15 protein-coding genes are annotated in these 15,732 nt (G+C 63.0%); 1 reads left to right on the top strand and 14 read right to left on the bottom strand.

Annotation, left to right across the window (positions count from 1 at the left end):
* The first annotated feature begins 133 nt into the window (after positions 1-133).
* Positions 134-2,995 (top strand): excinuclease ABC subunit UvrA, encoded by a 2,862-nt coding sequence (gene uvrA, locus F8R15_RS06760; protein WP_078599224.1) that lies wholly within the window; start codon positions 134-136, stop codon positions 2,993-2,995.
* A gap of 36 nt (positions 2,996-3,031) precedes the next feature.
* Here the strand turns inward: uvrA and F8R15_RS06755 are convergent, their stop codons facing one another.
* The 14 genes from F8R15_RS06755 to F8R15_RS06690 all read right to left on the bottom strand — a co-directional run bounded on the left by F8R15_RS06755 (position 3,032) and on the right by F8R15_RS06690 (position 15,727).
* Positions 3,032-3,472, bottom strand: coding sequence for a hypothetical protein (locus F8R15_RS06755; RefSeq protein WP_078519308.1), 441 nt, complete (start codon positions 3,470-3,472; stop codon positions 3,032-3,034).
* A gap of 140 nt (positions 3,473-3,612) precedes the next feature.
* Positions 3,613-3,960: a hypothetical protein gene (locus tag F8R15_RS06750; RefSeq protein ID WP_083075256.1), complete on the bottom strand. Its 348-nt coding sequence runs from the start codon at positions 3,958-3,960 to the stop codon at positions 3,613-3,615.
* A 244-nt stretch (positions 3,961-4,204) separates the two neighbouring features.
* The gene (locus F8R15_RS06745; protein ID WP_152844060.1) at positions 4,205-4,630 is read right to left on the bottom strand and encodes an excinuclease ABC subunit A; all 426 of its coding nucleotides are present in this window, start codon (positions 4,628-4,630) and stop codon (positions 4,205-4,207) included.
* A 176-nt stretch (positions 4,631-4,806) separates the two neighbouring features.
* Positions 4,807-5,004: a DUF2892 domain-containing protein gene (locus tag F8R15_RS06740; protein WP_078599223.1), complete on the bottom strand. Its 198-nt coding sequence runs from the start codon at positions 5,002-5,004 to the stop codon at positions 4,807-4,809.
* A 101-nt stretch (positions 5,005-5,105) separates the two neighbouring features.
* Complete coding sequence (mmsB, locus tag F8R15_RS06735; protein ID WP_152844059.1) at positions 5,106-5,978, bottom strand: 3-hydroxyisobutyrate dehydrogenase; 873 nt, start codon at positions 5,976-5,978, stop codon at positions 5,106-5,108.
* Positions 5,975-7,021: an enoyl-CoA hydratase/isomerase family protein gene (locus F8R15_RS06730; protein ID WP_152844058.1), complete on the bottom strand. Its 1,047-nt coding sequence runs from the start codon at positions 7,019-7,021 to the stop codon at positions 5,975-5,977. The genes mmsB and F8R15_RS06730 overlap by 4 nt, the downstream gene beginning before the upstream one ends.
* Positions 7,018-8,163 carry an acyl-CoA dehydrogenase family protein gene (locus F8R15_RS06725; protein WP_078570342.1) on the bottom strand — a complete coding sequence of 382 codons (1,146 nt, stop codon included), beginning with the start codon at positions 8,161-8,163 and terminating at the stop codon, positions 7,018-7,020. Before F8R15_RS06725 ends, F8R15_RS06730 begins: the two co-directional genes overlap by 4 nt.
* 127 nt (positions 8,164-8,290) lie before the next feature.
* Positions 8,291-9,757: a mannitol dehydrogenase family protein gene (locus tag F8R15_RS06720; RefSeq protein ID WP_152844057.1), complete on the bottom strand. Its 1,467-nt coding sequence runs from the start codon at positions 9,755-9,757 to the stop codon at positions 8,291-8,293.
* A 1-nt stretch (position 9,758) separates the two neighbouring features.
* A complete protein-coding gene (locus F8R15_RS06715) occupies positions 9,759-10,523 on the bottom strand; it encodes an L-iditol 2-dehydrogenase (protein ID WP_305798611.1) in 765 nt (254 codons plus the stop codon).
* A complete protein-coding gene (locus F8R15_RS06710; protein WP_152844055.1) occupies positions 10,520-11,515 on the bottom strand; it encodes an ABC transporter ATP-binding protein in 996 nt (331 codons plus the stop codon). Before F8R15_RS06710 ends, F8R15_RS06715 begins: the two co-directional genes overlap by 4 nt.
* 12 nt (positions 11,516-11,527) lie before the next feature.
* Positions 11,528-12,358, bottom strand: coding sequence for a carbohydrate ABC transporter permease (locus F8R15_RS06705; protein WP_152844054.1), 831 nt, complete (start codon positions 12,356-12,358; stop codon positions 11,528-11,530).
* 4 nt (positions 12,359-12,362) lie between these two features.
* Positions 12,363-13,235 carry a carbohydrate ABC transporter permease gene (locus tag F8R15_RS06700; protein ID WP_078519297.1) on the bottom strand — a complete coding sequence of 291 codons (873 nt, stop codon included), beginning with the start codon at positions 13,233-13,235 and terminating at the stop codon, positions 12,363-12,365.
* Between the two features lie 87 nt (positions 13,236-13,322).
* Positions 13,323-14,642: a sugar ABC transporter substrate-binding protein gene (locus F8R15_RS06695; RefSeq protein ID WP_078519296.1), complete on the bottom strand. Its 1,320-nt coding sequence runs from the start codon at positions 14,640-14,642 to the stop codon at positions 13,323-13,325.
* A 137-nt stretch (positions 14,643-14,779) separates the two neighbouring features.
* Positions 14,780-15,727, bottom strand: a complete 948-nt coding sequence (locus F8R15_RS06690) for a sugar-binding transcriptional regulator (protein WP_078570347.1) — start codon at positions 15,725-15,727, stop codon at positions 14,780-14,782.
* Between the last annotated feature and the right edge of the window lie 5 nt (positions 15,728-15,732).

The raw sequence follows: 15,732 nt of genomic DNA, 5'->3' as shown, positions 1-15,732 counted from the left end.
GCGAGGCGGGCAGGCGGCGCGCGCAAAGCGCGTGACATCCGCGCAGTGCAGAAAGTTCACATTTCGTTCGCAGATTTGGATTGGAGACTCGCACGGAAACACCTATCTAGGGCTGGTGATAAAGGGGGCGTGGATGGCTGAACTGAAGTTCATCGAAGTGCGCGGCGCGCGCGAGCACAATCTCAAGGGCGTGGATGTCGATATTCCGCGCGACCAGTTCGTGGTGATCACGGGGCTTTCGGGCTCCGGGAAATCCTCGCTGGCGTTCGATACGATCTATGCCGAAGGGCAGCGCCGCTATGTCGAAAGTCTGAGCGCCTATGCGCGCCAGTTCCTCGATATGATGGGCAAGCCGGATGTCGATCACATCTCGGGCCTGTCGCCTGCGATCTCGATCGAGCAGAAGACCACGTCGAAGAACCCGCGCTCCACCGTCGGCACCGTGACCGAAATCTACGACTACCTGCGTCTGCTCTATGCCCGCGCAGGTACGCCCTATTCGCCTGCCACCGGCGAGCCGATCGAGGCGCAGCAGGTGCAGGACATGGTCGATATCGTGATGCAGATGGAGGAGGGCACGCGCGGCTATCTGCTCGCCCCCATCGTGCGCGACCGCAAAGGCGAATATCGCAAGGAATTCATCGAGCTGCGCAAGCAGGGCTTCCAGCGCGTGAAGGTCAATGGCGAGTTCTACGAGCTGGAAGAGCCGCCGACTCTGGACAAGAAATTCCGCCATAACATCGACGTGGTCGTGGACCGTGTCGTCGTGCGCGAGGGGATGGAGACGCGGCTGGCGGACAGCTTCCGCACCGCGCTCGACCTTGCTGACGGTATCGCGATCTTCGAGAGCGCGCCCCGCGAAGGCGAGGGCGATCCCGAACGTACGACGTTTTCGGAGAATTTCGCCTGCCCGGTTTCGGGCTTCACCATTCCCGAGATCGAGCCGCGCCTGTTCTCGTTCAACGCGCCCTTCGGGGCCTGTCCGGTCTGTGACGGCCTCGGTGTCGAGCTGTTCTTCGACGAGCGCCTGATGGTGCCCGATGTGACGCTCTCGGTGCAGGGCGGGGCGCTGGCGCCTTGGGCGCGGACGAAGTCGCCCTATTACACCCAGACGATCGAGGCGCTGTCGAAACATTACGGTTTCGATCCGAAGAAGCCGTGGAAGGACCTGCCGGAGAATGTGCAGGAGCTGTTCCTGCGCGGTTCGGGCGATCAGGAGATCAAGTTCCGCTTCGACGAGGGCGGCCGCGTCTACGAGGTCAGCCGCACCTTCGAGGGGATCATCCCCAATATGGAGCGCCGCTACCGCGAGACCGATAGCGCCTGGTCGCGCGAAGAGATGGAGCGCTATCAGAACAACCGCCCCTGCCACGCCTGTGGCGGCTATCGCCTGCGGCCCGAAGCGCTGGCCGTGAAGATCGGCGGCAAGCACGTGGGCCACGTTGTCGAGATGTCGATCAAGGAGGCCCATGACTGGGTCGCCACCGTGCCGGGCAGCTTGTCGAACCAGAAGAACGAGATCGCGACGGCCATCCTAAAGGAAATCCGCGAACGTCTCGGCTTCCTCGTGAATGTGGGCCTCGATTACCTGACGATGAGCCGCGCGGCGGGGACGCTGTCGGGCGGCGAGAGCCAGCGGATCAGGCTGGCGTCGCAGATCGGCTCGGGGCTGACAGGCGTGCTCTATGTGCTTGACGAGCCCTCGATCGGTCTGCACCAGCGCGACAATGACCGGCTGTTGCAGACGCTGAAAAACCTGCGCGATCAGGGCAATACCGTGATCGTGGTCGAGCATGACGAGGATGCGATCCGTCATGCCGATTACGTCTTCGATATCGGCCCCGGCGCGGGCGTCCATGGCGGTCAGGTCATCGCGCGCGGCACGCCCGACGAGATCGCCGCCGATGCGGCCTCGCTGACGGGGCAATATCTGTCCGGCAAGCGCGAGATCGCGGTGCCGACGGAGCGGCGCAAGGGCAACAAGAAGAAGCTCAAGGTGGTTGGCGCGACCGGGAATAACCTCAAGAACGTCACGGCCGAGTTCCCGCTGGGCAAATTCGTCTGCGTCACTGGTGTGTCGGGCGGGGGCAAGTCCACGCTCACCATCGAGACGCTGTTCAAGACCGCCTCGATGCGGCTCAACGGCGCGCGTCAGACGCCCGCGCCCTGCGACACGATCAAGGGGCTGGAGCATCTCGACAAGGTCATCGACATCGACCAGCGCCCGATCGGGCGCACGCCGCGCTCGAACCCGGCGACCTATACCGGGGCCTTCACTCCGATCCGCGACTGGTTCGCCGGTCTGCCCGAGGCGAAGGCGCGCGGCTACAAGCCGGGGCGCTTCTCCTTCAACGTGAAGGGCGGGCGCTGCGAGGCCTGTCAGGGCGATGGCGTGATCAAGATCGAGATGCACTTCCTGCCCGACGTCTATGTCGAATGCGAGACCTGCAAGGGCAAGCGCTACAACCGCGAGACGCTGGAGATCCAGTACAAGGGCAAGTCCATCGCGGATGTGCTCGACATGACGGTCGAGGATGCGCAGGAGTTCTTCAAGGCGGTGCCCTCGATCCGCGAGAAGATGGATGCGCTGATGGAGGTGGGCCTTGGCTATATCAAGGTCGGCCAGCAGGCGACGACGCTGTCGGGCGGCGAGGCGCAGCGGGTGAAGCTGTCCAAGGAACTGTCGAAACGCGCGACAGGTCGCACTTTGTACATTCTGGACGAGCCGACGACCGGTCTGCACTTCGAAGATGTTCGAAAACTGCTAGAGGTGCTGCACAGTCTCGTGGAGCAGGGCAACACAGTCGTGGTGATCGAGCACAATCTCGACGTCATCAAGACTGCCGACCACATCATCGATATCGGCCCCGAGGGCGGCGATGGCGGCGGTGAGATCGTGGCGGTCGGCACGCCCGAGCAGGTGGCCGAAAATCCGCGCAGCCATACCGGCCATTACCTCGCGCAGATGCTGGGAGTGAAGGTCGCGGCGGAGTGATCCGCCGCGCCGATGACTTTGACCGTAACCGCGGGCTCAGCGCTGCGCGGTGCGACCGATGACTTCCATGACCTTGTGGTCTTCCGCGCCCACTTTGTAGATCACGCCGCGTACTCTGTAGTAGCGCCAGGCGCCCGTCACGATCGGCAGGTCGTAGCGGCGCAGGTTCAGGATCATCGAGTGCTGATAGACCGGGAAGTCGTCGCCGACGCTGAACTCGGGCTCCATCTGGCCTTGCAGCACCCAGCGCGCCGTTCCGTTGGTCGTGGCGACCTTGCAGAACGTGTCCCCCGTCGTGAGCGTCTTGCACTCCGGCGCGGCTTTTGCAGCGGTCTTGGTCTCGGCTGTGGCATTGCCCATGTCGATCTTGCCGCCGCGCATCACTTGGACCCCTTGCGCCGATCCTTCGGCGGAGGCGAGGGCGGGCAGGGCGCAGAACAGCGCGATCAGGGCGAGCGGGCGTGTCACGATCCTCATCACGAAAGCCTAGCCACGCAGATACCATCGGGCAATGAAATTGAGAATCGACGCATGTTTCTGTCCTCCAAGCTTTTGAGGACAAGAAAAAACGGGCGGAGTAGTTCCGCCCGTTCGTAACTTTCCGTCTGGACTGTGGCTCAGAAGCCGACGACGTCCGAAGCTTTGCCGATCTGGGCGATCACTTCGCCGTTCTCGGGGCTGACTTCATAGATGTAGCCAAACGAGCGCCAGTAGGTCGCGTCAGCCTTCAGGCCGAATGCGTCGGGCTGACGGAGGCGAACGTGGTTCTCGGTGATCTGCTGGCCAACCTGCCACAGAAGGTCATTTCGAACCGAGGGCTTTTCAGCGTTTGCCTGGTTCGCGACCGAGACGCTCGAAGCGAGTTTCGAACCTGCGGCGCTCATCGGACCATCTGCGAGAGCTGCCATCGGGGTAAGGGCTGCACCGATCACCGCGATCAGCGCGATACGGGGAAGATAAGTCATGCGCGTTTCCTTTCGTCTTGGAGGACCAAATGCCGCATTGCGGCGAAAAGGTCCATTGCAGAATCCGCATTACCGCTATGCACGCGTTTGTGTGCGATTGTGTGCCGGCGGTTTTGCTAGGGCGCTGAAAATGCTTAAATAAATTCTAATGGTGGCTTCAGAAAATATGAAAGACCCGCGCAAATCCGCGCGGGTCTTCACTTTTCGTAACGTCATTTTGAACGTCGTTTCTGCGTTTGCGCGGTCAGTTCCCGAGGATCGAGCGCGCGAGTCCGATCAATGCGAGCACTTCGCCGGTCTGACGGTCGACCTGATAGACGTATCCGTTCGAACGCCAGTAGGTGCGATTGTCGTTCAGCCCGTAGCGATTCGGGTCGCGGATCAGGACGTAGTCGCCAATGATTCTGTCGCCGCGACGCCAGCGGTGGTCGGCGTCCCGCCATGCGTCATCACGCTCGTCGTCATGGCGATAGCTCTTCTTGGCGAGGCCCGGCGGGCGGCATCCATTGTTCTTCTTGGCCAGCCCCGGCGGGCAGCCTTTGTAATTGCGCTCCGCGTGGCCGCGGTCGTTTTTCCACTTGCCGTGGCCATTCCCGTCGGCAAGGGCCGCACCGGGAAGAAGGCTCGCCCCGAGGGCGGCGGCGAGGGTAAGCTGGGTCAGGCGTTTCATGTGACCTCTCCTTTCCATAAGCGCCTCAGGCGCATCTCGGGACATAAATGACCATACCTGCCGGGCCGTTCCATTGCGGAATCGAAACATACCTTCTCACAAGCAAGACCCCGCCGAAGACACACGGTCCTTCGGCGGGGTCCGGCTCGCCCGAGGGCGAGCTTAGGTCGTAGGGGTCACTTCTGGCAGGTATTGACGCCCAGCATCGAATAAAGCGGGCAGGTGCCCAGCAACCCGGTCGCAAGCGGGATCAACCCGATCCAGTACAGCCAGTGATAGGGGCCGGGCGGGGTGACGAAGAAGCCGATGATCAGGGCCAGCCCGACCACGATACGCAGAGTGCGGTCGATGCCGCCGACATTGTTCTTGAACATGCAAAGCCCTTTCGGTGGCGCAGTTTCCTTTGATCTTGATACTGTTACGCAAGCTCAAGCGGCAAGGATTAACTGCGGGAGGCGCGGTGACGCGCCCCCGCTCAGCTGCGCGAGCGCTTCTCGAAACGCGGCAGCATGGCCGAGAAATCGCGCCCCTTGCCGCCTTCGGCTTCCACGAAAGCCGCGTAGAGCGCGGAGGCGAGCTTGCCCATCGGCGTGTCGGCATCGGCGCTTTCGGCGGCCTGCTGGCTCAGCCGCAGGTCCTTGAGCATCAGCTCGGCGGCGAAGCCCGGCTTGTAATCGTTGTCGGCAGGCGATTGCGGCCCAACCCCCGGCGCGGGGCAATAGGTGTTCATCGACCAGCTCTGACCGGAAGAGGTCGAGACCACGTCGAACATCTTCTCGCGGTCGAGCCCCAGCTTGTCGGCCAGCGCGAAGGCTTCGCAGGTCGCGATCATCGTCACGCCGAGGATCATGTTGTTGCAGATCTTCGCAGCCTGACCGGCGCCCGCTTCACCGCAATGCACGGCCTTCTGGCCCATCACGTCGAAGAGGGGCTTCACGATCTCGAAGCTTTTCGCGTCACCGCCCACCATGAAGGTCAGCGTGCCGTTGCTCGCGCCGCCAACGCCACCGGAGACCGGCGCGTCGAGCGAACCGAGGCCGCGATCCGCCGCCATCGCCGCGACCGCTTTCGCGCTATCCACGTCGACGGTCGAGCAATCGCACAGCACTGCATCTTCCTGCATCGCCGGGATCACCTCCTTGGCGACGTCGCGCAGGATTTGGCCGTTGGGCAGCATGGTGATGACAACCTCGGCCTCCTGCGCCGCCGCCGCTGCGGTCGTCGCCTGACCCACGCCCTCGGGCGGCGGGGCGGTGAGGTCGAAGCCGATCACTTTGTGACCCGCGGCGACCAGATTGGCCGCCATCGGCCCACCCATGTTTCCAAGCCCGATAAATGCGATTTTCATGGTGTCTCCTCCCAGATGGCCCATTCGGGGCCGAGCGGCTCCAGCATCTGCGCGACCGCCTCTTCCGGCAGCGCATCCAGAGCATATTTCCATTGCGGATTGCGATCTTTGTCGATGATCTGCGCCCGCACGCCCTCGAGAAAATCACCTAGCTCCGCCGCCCGCCAGGTAAAGCGGAACTCATGGGTGAGGGCGGCGCGGATGGTGTTCTCGGCACGGGTCATTCGGATCAGGCGCAGCGTCGCTTCCATCGAGAGCGCGGAGTTGCGCAGCACCGTCTTGTAGGTCTTCTCGGCGAACTCGCTGCCCGAGGTCTCGAGCTTGGCGACGATCGCGGCGAGGTTCTCGGCCCAGAAAATCCGGTCGATCTCGGGGCGCAGGGCCTCCAGCTTGCCGGGCTCGGGCGAGGTGCGCGGATGGGGTAGGATGTCGATATTGCCGGTCTCGATGAGTCGGGTCTTCAACTCTTCCCAATCGGCCTCGGGCACGAACATATCGGCAAACCCCGCATAGAGCGCGTCTGTCGCGTTCATCCGCGCCCCGGTCAGGCCGAGATATTCGCCCACATGGCCCGGCGCGCGCGCCAGCAACAGCGTGCCGCCCACGTCCGGGATCAGCCCGATCCCGCTTTCGGGCATCGCCACTTGCGTGCTCTCGCCCACGATCCGGTGGCTGGCATGGCCGCCGACGCCGACGCCGCCGCCCATCACGAAGCCCTGCATGAAGGCGACGATGGGTTTGGGATATTCCGCGATCTTGGCGTTCATCCGGTATTCGTCGCGCCAGAAATCGCGCCCCGGCGCATAATCGCCCGCGATCCCGGCCCGATAGACGGCGGCAATGTCGCCGCCCGAGCAGAAGGCGCGATCGCCCACCGCGTCGATCACGACAAGATCGACCTCCGGGTCGTCGCGCCATCGATCGAGGGCCGCCTCGATCGCCATGGCCATGTCGTGATCGAGCGCGTTGAGCGCCTTGGGTCGATTGAAGGTCAGCCGTCCGGCGCGACCTTCTTTTCGTGCGATCATCGTTTCTTCGGTCATCCACGCTCCGCCAGCATCGCGCGACTGATGATCAGCCGCATGATTTCATTCGTACCTTCAAGGATCTGGTGCACGCGCAGGTCGCGTACGAGCTTCTCGATCCCGTAATCGGCAAGATAGCCGTAACCACCATGCAATTGCAGGCATTGGTTTGCCACATCGAATGAGGCATCCGTCACATAGAGTTTAGCCATGGCGCAGAACTTCGTTGCATCATGGGTCTTGTTGTCGAGCTTCCATGCCGCCTGACGCAGGAAGGTGCGCGCGGATTCGAGTTTTACCTCCATCTCGGCGAGGCGGAATTGCAGCGCCTGGAACTGATCGAGCGATTTGCCGAAGGCCTTGCGCTCGCCCATATAGGCCAGCGTCTTGGTCAGCGCGGCCTGCGCGCCGCCCAAAGCCGAGGCCGCGATATTCAGGCGCCCGCCATCGAGGCCTGCCATCGCATAACTGAAACCTTTGCCCTCTTCGCCCAGCAGATTCTCCGCCGGAATGTGGCAATCGTCGAATTGCACCTGCGCGGTCGGCTGGGCTTTCCAGCCCATCTTGCGCTCCAGCCCGCCGAAGCTGAGACCCTTTGCGCCGTCCTCGACGACCACGGTGGAGATGCCCTTGGGCCCCGGATCGCCGGTGCGGACCATCGTCACATAGACATCCGAATAGCCGCCGCCCGAGATGAACGCCTTGGTGCCGTTGAGCACCCAGCCCTCGTTCGAACGCTCGGCTTTGGTGCGCAGAGCCGCCGCGTCCGAGCCCGAGCCCGGCTCGGTCAGGCAGTAGGAGAAGACTTTCTTCATGCTGACCAGATCGGGCAGCCAGCGCGCCTTGTCCTCGTCCGAGCCGAATTTGTCGATCATGCCGCCGCACATGTTGTGGATCGACAGGAACGAGCCCACGGCCGGGCAGGACATCGCCAGCGCCTCGAAGACGAGCGTCGCATCGAGGCGCGACAGTCCCGATCCGCCATAGTCTTCGGAGACGTAAATTCCACCCAGACCCAGCTCGGCCACTTTCGGCCAGAGCTCTTTCGGGATCGTGCCCGCCTCTTCCCACGCCTCGGCATGGGGGGCGATCTCGTCTTGCCCGAAGGCGTAAGCCATATCGAAAATGGCCTGCTGTTCCTCGCTGAGCGCGTAATCCATGAAACTCCTCCCCGAGCTCACTTTCGGCAAAGGCTCGACCTCAACCGGATGAATTGAACACCCGTTTAATTTCGAATCCTTGCGAGAGTTTTGCAAGGGGGGAGCATCGAGGGAAGGGGGCGGGCCGTCAGCCCGCCAGATAATCCGCGATCACCGAGTGCGAGCCGCGCGCCCAGACGTCGTTCAGAAGTTCTGTGAATTTCGCCACGACCTCGGCATTCTCGGCCAGATCGCCGTAAATCTCGGACATCTCCAGCCACGCGGCGGGGCGCTCCTTCGCCAGCTTCGACTGCGCGACGAGGTGATCCCAGTTCGGATCGTTCGGCGCGATCTCCGCCCCGGTCTCGCTGGTGCCGTAGCAATAGCGGCACCACAGCGCGCTTTCGAGGATCAGCCCGGTGCAATCGCGGCCCTGCGCGACGCAGTCGTTGATCGAGGTGATGATGAACTTCGGCTGCCGGTTCGACCCGTCGAGGCACAGGCGGCGGATCGTGTCGGCCACTTCCGGGTTCGAGAAGCGGTTTAGGATCAGCTGCTTGTAATCATTGAGATCTGTCTCCGGCACCGGCGGTACGATGGGCAGGATCTCGGTCGTCTCGATCTTGTCGAGATAGGCGCGGATCTGATCGTCGGCCATCGCCTCATGGGCGTATTCGATGTCGCGCAGCCCGGCAGCATAGGCGATGATCGCGTGCCCGCCGTTGAGGATCCGGATTTTCATCGTTTCGAACCGGTCGACCGCATCGGTGAAGGTCACGTCGACCTTCTCCAGCGCGGGACGGCCTGCAGGGAAATTGTCCTCCATCACCCATTGGCGGAAGGGCTCGCAGGTGACGGGGGCGGCGTCTTCGATCCCGAAGCTTTGGGCCAGCGCACGTTCGCGCGGGCCGGTGGCGGGAGTGATCCGGTCCACCATCGAGTTCGGGAAGGCGACATTGGCCTTGATCCACGCGCTCAGTTCCGGGTCCGACAGTTCCGCCAGCCCGCACACCGCATCGCGGGTGACATGGCCGTTATGGGGGACGTTGTCGCAGCACATCACAGTGAAGGGCGGCACACCCGAGGCACGGCGCGCTTTCAGCGCCGCAATGATCGCGCCGAAGGCGGTCTCGGGGGCGTCGGGATTGGCCGCATCGGCCTGAATGTCCGGATGCGTCGGGCTGAACGTCCCGGTCTTCGGGTCGATGTAATAGCCGCCCTCGGTCACGGTGAGCGACACGATCCGCACGCTGGGCTGCGACATCGCGGCGATCAGCGGCGCATTGCCCGAAGCGACCTCGGCGAAGCCGACCATCGAGCCGATCACGCGGGCCGATTTTGCCGCCGGGTCCAGCTCGATCACACTATACAGACCGTCCTGCGCCAAAACCGCGTCGCGCATCTTGGCATCTCCCGGGCGAACGCCCGCGCCCATGAGCGCCCAGTCATGGCCTTCGCCCAGATTGAACAGATCGTCGAGATAGACTGCCTGATGCGCCCGGTGGAAATTGCCGCAGCCGATATGAACGATGCCGGGGGTGAGCGCGGCACGGTCGTAACCGGGGCGCGCCACGTCTGCGGGAAGCTCGGAGAGGGTGTCGTTGGAAAGTGTCATATCAGCTCATCCAGTTTCCGCCGTCGACATTGTAGGTCTGGGCGACGATGTATTCGGCCTCGTCCGAGGCGAGGAAAACGGCCATGCCGGTCAGGTCGGCAGCCGTGCCCATGCGACCGAAGGGGACGGACTCGCCCACCTCTTTTTTCTTCTGGCCCAAGGGTTTGTTCTCGTATTTCGCGAAGAAGGCGTCGACGCCGTCCCAATGCTCGCCGTCGACCACTCCGGGTGCGATCGCGTTCACGTTGATGCCGTGTTCGATCAGGTTCAGACCCGCCGATTGGGTGAGGCTGATGACCGCGGCCTTGGAGGCGCAATAGACCGCCACCAGAGCTTCGCCACGCCGCCCGGCCTGAGACGCCATGTTGATGATCTTGCCGCCACGTGCCTGCGCGATCATCTCTTTCGCCGCCGCCTGCATCATGAACAGCGTGCCTTCGACATTGATCTTGAAGACACGGGCGTAGTCTTCGTGGGTGATCTCTACGAGGGGGGCCGCGGTGAAGATCGCCGCGTTGTTGATCAGGATGTCGATCCCGCCCGAGGCGCGCATCTTCTCCATCGCAGCGTCGATGCTCGCCGCGTCGGTCACGTCGAGCTTCAGTGCGACAGCACCGATCTCGGCCGCCGTATCCTCGGCCCGGGCCATGTCGATATCGCCGATCACGACCTCCGCGCCTTCCGCGATGTATTTCTCCGCGAAGGCGCGGCCGATCCCGCGGGCTGCCCCGGTGATCAGGGCGCGTTTGCCTTTCAGTCGCATCAGATTGCCTGCCCTTGCGCGTCGAATTTGTGAAGCTGGCTCAGATCGGGCGTCAGGAAGACCGTGTCGCCCGCGTGCAGGCCGATCTCGCCGCCGCCGCGCACGTTGATGAGGCCATACTCGGTGTCGACATGCAGGAAGGTGTCCGATCCCAGATGCTCGGAGACGCCGACAGTGCCTTTCCACGCGCCTTCCGTGGTCGAGACCTCGATATGTTCGGGGCGGATGCCGATGCTGTCGGCGCCGTACTTCGCGGCCTCGTCGCCTTCGATAAAGTTCATCTTCGGCGAGCCGATGAAGCCCGCGACGAACTTGTTGCGCGGCGTGCGATAGAGTTCCAGCGGCGAGCCGACCTGTTCGATGCGGCCAGCCTGCAGCACGACGATCTTGTCGGCCATGGTCATTGCCTCGACCTGATCGTGCGTCACATAGACCATCGTGGTCTTCAGTTTCTGGTGCAGCTCGGAAATCTCAAGACGCATGTTCACGCGCAGCGCTGCATCGAGGTTCGACAGCGGCTCGTCGAAGAGGAACGCCGCCGGTTCACGCACGATGGCGCGGCCGATCGCGACCCGCTGACGCTGACCGCCCGAAAGCTGGCCGGGACGGCGGTCGAGATAGTCGGTGAGGTTGAGAATGCGCGCGGCATTGTCGACCTTCTCCTTCGCCGCCGCCTGATCGAGCTTCGCCATCTTCAGCGGGAAGGCGATGTTCTTGCGCACCGACATATGCGGGTAGAGCGCGTAGGATTGGAACACCATCGCCAGACCGCGTTTGGCGGGGGGCAGTTCGGCCGAAGGTTGACCGTTGATCTCGATCTCGCCGCCGGAGACATCTTCCAGACCCGCGATCAGGCGCAGAAGGGTGGATTTGCCGCAGCCCGAGGGGCCGACGAAGACGACGAACTCGCCATCGTTGATTTCCAGATCGAGCGGGGGGATGACCTCGACATCGCCGAAGGCCTTGCGGACGCCCTTGAGGGTTATTTGTCCCATGGGTTTAGCTCCTTATTTCACGGCGCCGAAGGTCAGGCCACGCACCAGCTGTTTCTGGCTGAACCAGCCGAGGATCAGGATCGGTGCGATAGCGAGCGTCGAGGCGGCAGAGAGTTTCGCGTAGAACAGCCCTTCGGGGCTGGAATAGGCGGCAATGAAAGCGGTGAGGGGGGCGGCTTTCGCCGCCGTCAGGTTCAGGGTCCAGAACGCTTCGTTCCAAGCGAGGATCACGTTCAGCAGAAGCGTCGAGGCGATACCGGGCACAGCCATCGGGGTGAGCACGTAGAGGATCTCGCCCCCCAGCGTCGCCCCGTCCATGCGCGCGGCTTCGAGGATGTCCTTCGGGATTTCCTTGAAGTAGGTGAAGAGCATCCAGATCACGATCGGCAGGTTCATCAGGCACAGCACGATGACCAGACCGGTCCGCGTATCCAGAAGGCCCCAGTCGCGGAACATCAGGTAGATCGGGACGAGCACGCCCACCGCGGGCATCATCTTCGTGGACAGCATCCACATCAGCACGTCCTTGGTGCGCTTGCCCGGCACGAAAGCCATGGCCCAGGCAGAGGGGATCGCGATGACCAGCGCCAGCAGGGTGGAGCCGAAGGAGATCACCACCGAGTTCATGAAGTGGCGGAAGTAGTTCGAGCGCTCCTGCACGACGTGGTAGCTGTCAAACGTCCAGGACGAGGTCAGCACGTCCCAGGGCGCCTTGATCGCATTGCCCTCGGTCTTGAACGACAGGATGATCGTCCAGAGGATCGGGAAGAAGATCACGAAGGCCAGCGCCCATGCGATCACCGACATGATCACGCGGCGGCGGTTGGAGATTTTGCGCGCCATTGGATTACGCCTCCAGGTTCTTGCCGATCATCCGCATCAGGAAGATCGCGACGATATTTGCGAGGATCACGGCGATCACACCGCCAGCAGCGCCTCCGCCCACGTCGAATTGCAGCAGCGACTGGACATAGACGAGGTAGGTCAGCGTGGTGGACGCGTTGCCCGGGCCGCCATTCGTGGTCACGAGGATTTCCGCGAAGGTGGACAGCAGGAAGATCGTTTGAATGAGGATCACGACGGTCGCGGCGCGCGCGAGGTGCGGCAGCATGATGTAGAAGAACCGCGACAGCGCACCGGCACCGTCCATCTCGGCGGCCTCCAGCTGCTCGCTATCGAGCGATTGCAGCGCGGTCAGCAGGATCAGCGTCGCGAAGGGCAGCCACTGCCATGCCACGATAATGGTGATCGAGAGCATCGGCGCATGGGCGAGAAAGTCGTATGGTTGCAGCCCTATCGCCTTGGCGAGATAGGCAAAAATGCCGTTCACCGGATTATAGAGCATGTTCTTCCACACCAGCGCGGACACGGTCGGCATCACGAAGAACGGTGCGATCACGAGGACCCGCACGATGCCTTGGCCGAAGATCGGTTGATCGAGCAGCAGCGCGAGCAGGATGCCACCGAACACGGTGATCAGAAGCACGCCCCCCACCAGTACCAGCGTATTGATCAACGCGGTGAAGAAGGCGGGATCGGTCAGGAAGTAATAGTAATTGTCCCAGCCAACGAAGCCGCCCTGACCGGGCATCAACAGGTTGTAGCGCTGGAACGAGAACCAGATCGTCATGCCCAATGGCACTGCCATCCAAAGAAACAGCAAGATGACGGATGGCGAAATCATAAGGCGCGCGGCAGAGCGCGAGGCTTGCGTGGACATCGGTCCGGCTCCGGTTATCGGGAGTTGCAAAAAGAGGCACGGGGCGGTCAGACCCAAAATGACCGCCCCGGCCAGGGAGGGGGCAGGTTACTTGATGTAACCGGCCTTCTTCATCTCACGCTCGGTCAGACTTTGTGCGCTTTGCAGCGCCTGATCGGCCGAGACTTGCCCTGCGAGAGCCGCCGAGAACTGCTGACCGACAGCGGTGCCGATCGCCTGGAACTCGGGGATCGCGACGAACTGGACGCCCGTATAGGGGACCGGCTGGACCGAGGGGTTCTTCGGGTCAGCTGCGTTGATCGAGTCGAGCGTCAGCTTCGCGAAGGGCGCCGCTTCGAGATATTTCGGGTTCTCGTAGAGCGAGGTGCGGGTGCCCGGGGGCACGTTCGCCCAGCCTTCTTTCTCGGCAACCAGCTCGGTGTAGTGCTTGGAGGTCGCCCATTCGATGAAGGTCTTGGCAGCCTCTTCCTTCTGGGTGCCCGCCGGGATCGCCAGCGACCAGGCCCAGAGCCAGTTCGCGCGCTTGTCCACGCCTTCCTTGTTCGGCGCGAGCGCGAAGCCCACCTTGTCGGCCACGGTCGAGTCCTGCGGGTTGGTCACGAAGGAAGCCGCCACGGTGGCGTCGATCCACATGCCGCACTTGCCCTGCTGGAACAGCGCGAGGTTCTCGTTGAACCCGTTGGACGAGGCGCCCGGAGGTCCGTATTTGTTCATCATGTCGAGATAGCGCGTCAGGGTCTCTTTCCACGGCGCGGTGTCGAATTGCGGGGTCCAGTTCTCGTCGAACCAGCGACCGCCCATCGAGTTGTCCATCGCGCTCAGGAAGGCTGCGTTCTCGCCCCAGCCGGCCTTGCCGCGCAGACAGATGCCGTAGACTTCGTTGTCCTTGTCGGTCATCGCCGCGGCGGCTTTCTCGATGTCGGACCAGGTCGGCTTCTCGGGCATTTCCATCCCGGCCTTTTCCATCAGGTCCTTGCGATACATCACGAAGGAGCTCTCGCCGTAGAAGGGCGCGGCATAGAGGTGATCGTCGACCGTCAGGCCCGAACGGATCTGCGGCAGCAGGTCGTTCACGTCATAGCTGTCGGGCATGCCGTCGAGCGGCACGAGCCAGCCCTGCTTGCCCCAGATCGGAACCTCGTAGGTGCCGATGGTCAGCACGTCGAACTGACCGCCCTTGGTTGCGATGTCGGTGGTGACCTTCTGGCGCAGGACGTTCTCTTCCAGCGTGACCCATTCGACTTTGATGTCGGGATGCTCGGCGTAGAAGTCGTCCATCAGGCCCTGCATGCGGACCATGTCGCCGTTGTTCACGGTTGCGACGGTGATGGTGGTCTCGGCAGCCGCGGCAGTTGCAAGCGCGCCAAGAGCACAGGCGCCCATGAGCGCCCGGATCGTGTAAGTCATAGATTTCCTCCCTTGAGTTTTGAGCATATGCCCAAACTGTGAGAAAATATTCACAAACACGACCTAAACTGTCAATCCAGAATTACTGCGATGTCTTGATTAATTGTTAACGCTGACAGTAACGCCTTGTTTCGGCGTCAGTCTTCCAACAGGGCCTGGGCCGTCGGCTCATCGGTCACGAGCCCGTTGAGAAGCCCGCCTGCAAGGGCTGCACGAATCGCGACCAGTTTCGATGGGCCGGCTGCGATGCCGATCACCGGGGCCTCGCGCTTGGGCTCGATCCGGAACGAGCCGAACCGCGCCGTGGTGGGGGTGGCGATGTAATTGCCCTGCGCATCGTAGAACGAGCCCACGAGCTCGCCCACGCCACCCGCGGCGCGCAATTCCTCCAGCTCGGCAAGGGTGACGAAGCCGTCCTTGTAGACCGGCGCGTCCTCGCCCAACTGACCGACGCCCACGAAGGTCGCATCTGCCGCCGCCGCAAGCCGCTGCACCGCCTGAACCGGCTTGAGCTTGTCGAACATCGCGCGTTCTTCCACCGTCTCCGAGATCACCGGCACCAGCATCGGGTAATGCGGCAGGCGCAGCTTGTCGGCCATGCGCATGATGACGTCGTAGAACGAGGCCGAGCCGTCGGGCGCGATGTTGCCGATCAGGGAGACGATCTTATGCGCGGTCGCGGGGCGCTGCATCACCTCGTTCACCATGGCCGAGAGCGAACGACCGGTACCGAAGGCGATCACCTGCGGCTCGGAGCGTGCGAGGATACGTTCGAGAAGCGTGGCGGCGAAGGCCGCAGTGGCCGCAGAGGGATCGCCCCGTTCGCCCAGCGAGGGCGCGACGCGTGCCGTCTGCAGGCCGAAGCGCCGGATCAGCGCCGCTTCCAGTTCCAGACAAGCCCCGATCTTGTGCTCGATGCGCACCCGCACCAGCCCCTCGGAGACCGCGCGGCTCACCAGCCGCTGCGCGCGCTGGCGCGATACGCCCAGTTCGGCGGCGATCTGGTCCTGCGTCATTCCGCCGACATAATAGAGCCATCCGGCCCGTGCCGCCTCGTCATCGCGCGAGGTTTCGGCGTCACTCATACGGT

Source organism: Thioclava sp. JE_KL1 (assembly GCF_009296265.1).
Lineage (GTDB): Bacteria > Pseudomonadota > Alphaproteobacteria > Rhodobacterales > Rhodobacteraceae > Thioclava.
Note: the sequence above shows the minus strand (reverse complement) of the source record. Positions and strands in the feature narration are given on the sequence as shown.

What these genes read in the sequence shown, in the direction of transcription:
- uvrA (WP_078599224.1), top strand. Translation starts at nt 134, where the DNA reads ATGGCTGAACTGAAGTTCATCGAAGTGCGCGGCGCGCGCGAGCACAAT.
- F8R15_RS06755 (WP_078519308.1), bottom strand. Translation starts at nt 3,472, where the DNA reads ATGAGGATCGTGACACGCCCGCTCGCCCTGATCGCGCTGTTCTGCGCC.
- F8R15_RS06750 (WP_083075256.1), bottom strand. Translation starts at nt 3,960, where the DNA reads ATGACTTATCTTCCCCGTATCGCGCTGATCGCGGTGATCGGTGCAGCC.
- F8R15_RS06745 (WP_152844060.1), bottom strand. Translation starts at nt 4,630, where the DNA reads ATGAAACGCCTGACCCAGCTTACCCTCGCCGCCGCCCTCGGGGCGAGC.
- F8R15_RS06740 (WP_078599223.1), bottom strand. Translation starts at nt 5,004, where the DNA reads ATGTTCAAGAACAATGTCGGCGGCATCGACCGCACTCTGCGTATCGTG.
- mmsB (WP_152844059.1), bottom strand. Translation starts at nt 5,978, where the DNA reads ATGAAAATCGCATTTATCGGGCTTGGAAACATGGGTGGGCCGATGGCG.
- F8R15_RS06730 (WP_152844058.1), bottom strand. Translation starts at nt 7,021, where the DNA reads ATGACCGAAGAAACGATGATCGCACGAAAAGAAGGTCGCGCCGGACGG.
- F8R15_RS06725 (WP_078570342.1), bottom strand. Translation starts at nt 8,163, where the DNA reads ATGGATTACGCGCTCAGCGAGGAACAGCAGGCCATTTTCGATATGGCT.
- F8R15_RS06720 (WP_152844057.1), bottom strand. Translation starts at nt 9,757, where the DNA reads ATGACACTTTCCAACGACACCCTCTCCGAGCTTCCCGCAGACGTGGCG.
- F8R15_RS06710 (WP_152844055.1), bottom strand. Translation starts at nt 11,515, where the DNA reads ATGGGACAAATAACCCTCAAGGGCGTCCGCAAGGCCTTCGGCGATGTC.
- F8R15_RS06705 (WP_152844054.1), bottom strand. Translation starts at nt 12,358, where the DNA reads ATGGCGCGCAAAATCTCCAACCGCCGCCGCGTGATCATGTCGGTGATC.
- F8R15_RS06700 (WP_078519297.1), bottom strand. Translation starts at nt 13,235, where the DNA reads ATGTCCACGCAAGCCTCGCGCTCTGCCGCGCGCCTTATGATTTCGCCA.
- F8R15_RS06695 (WP_078519296.1), bottom strand. Translation starts at nt 14,642, where the DNA reads ATGACTTACACGATCCGGGCGCTCATGGGCGCCTGTGCTCTTGGCGCG.
- F8R15_RS06690 (WP_078570347.1), bottom strand. Translation starts at nt 15,727, where the DNA reads ATGAGTGACGCCGAAACCTCGCGCGATGACGAGGCGGCACGGGCCGGA.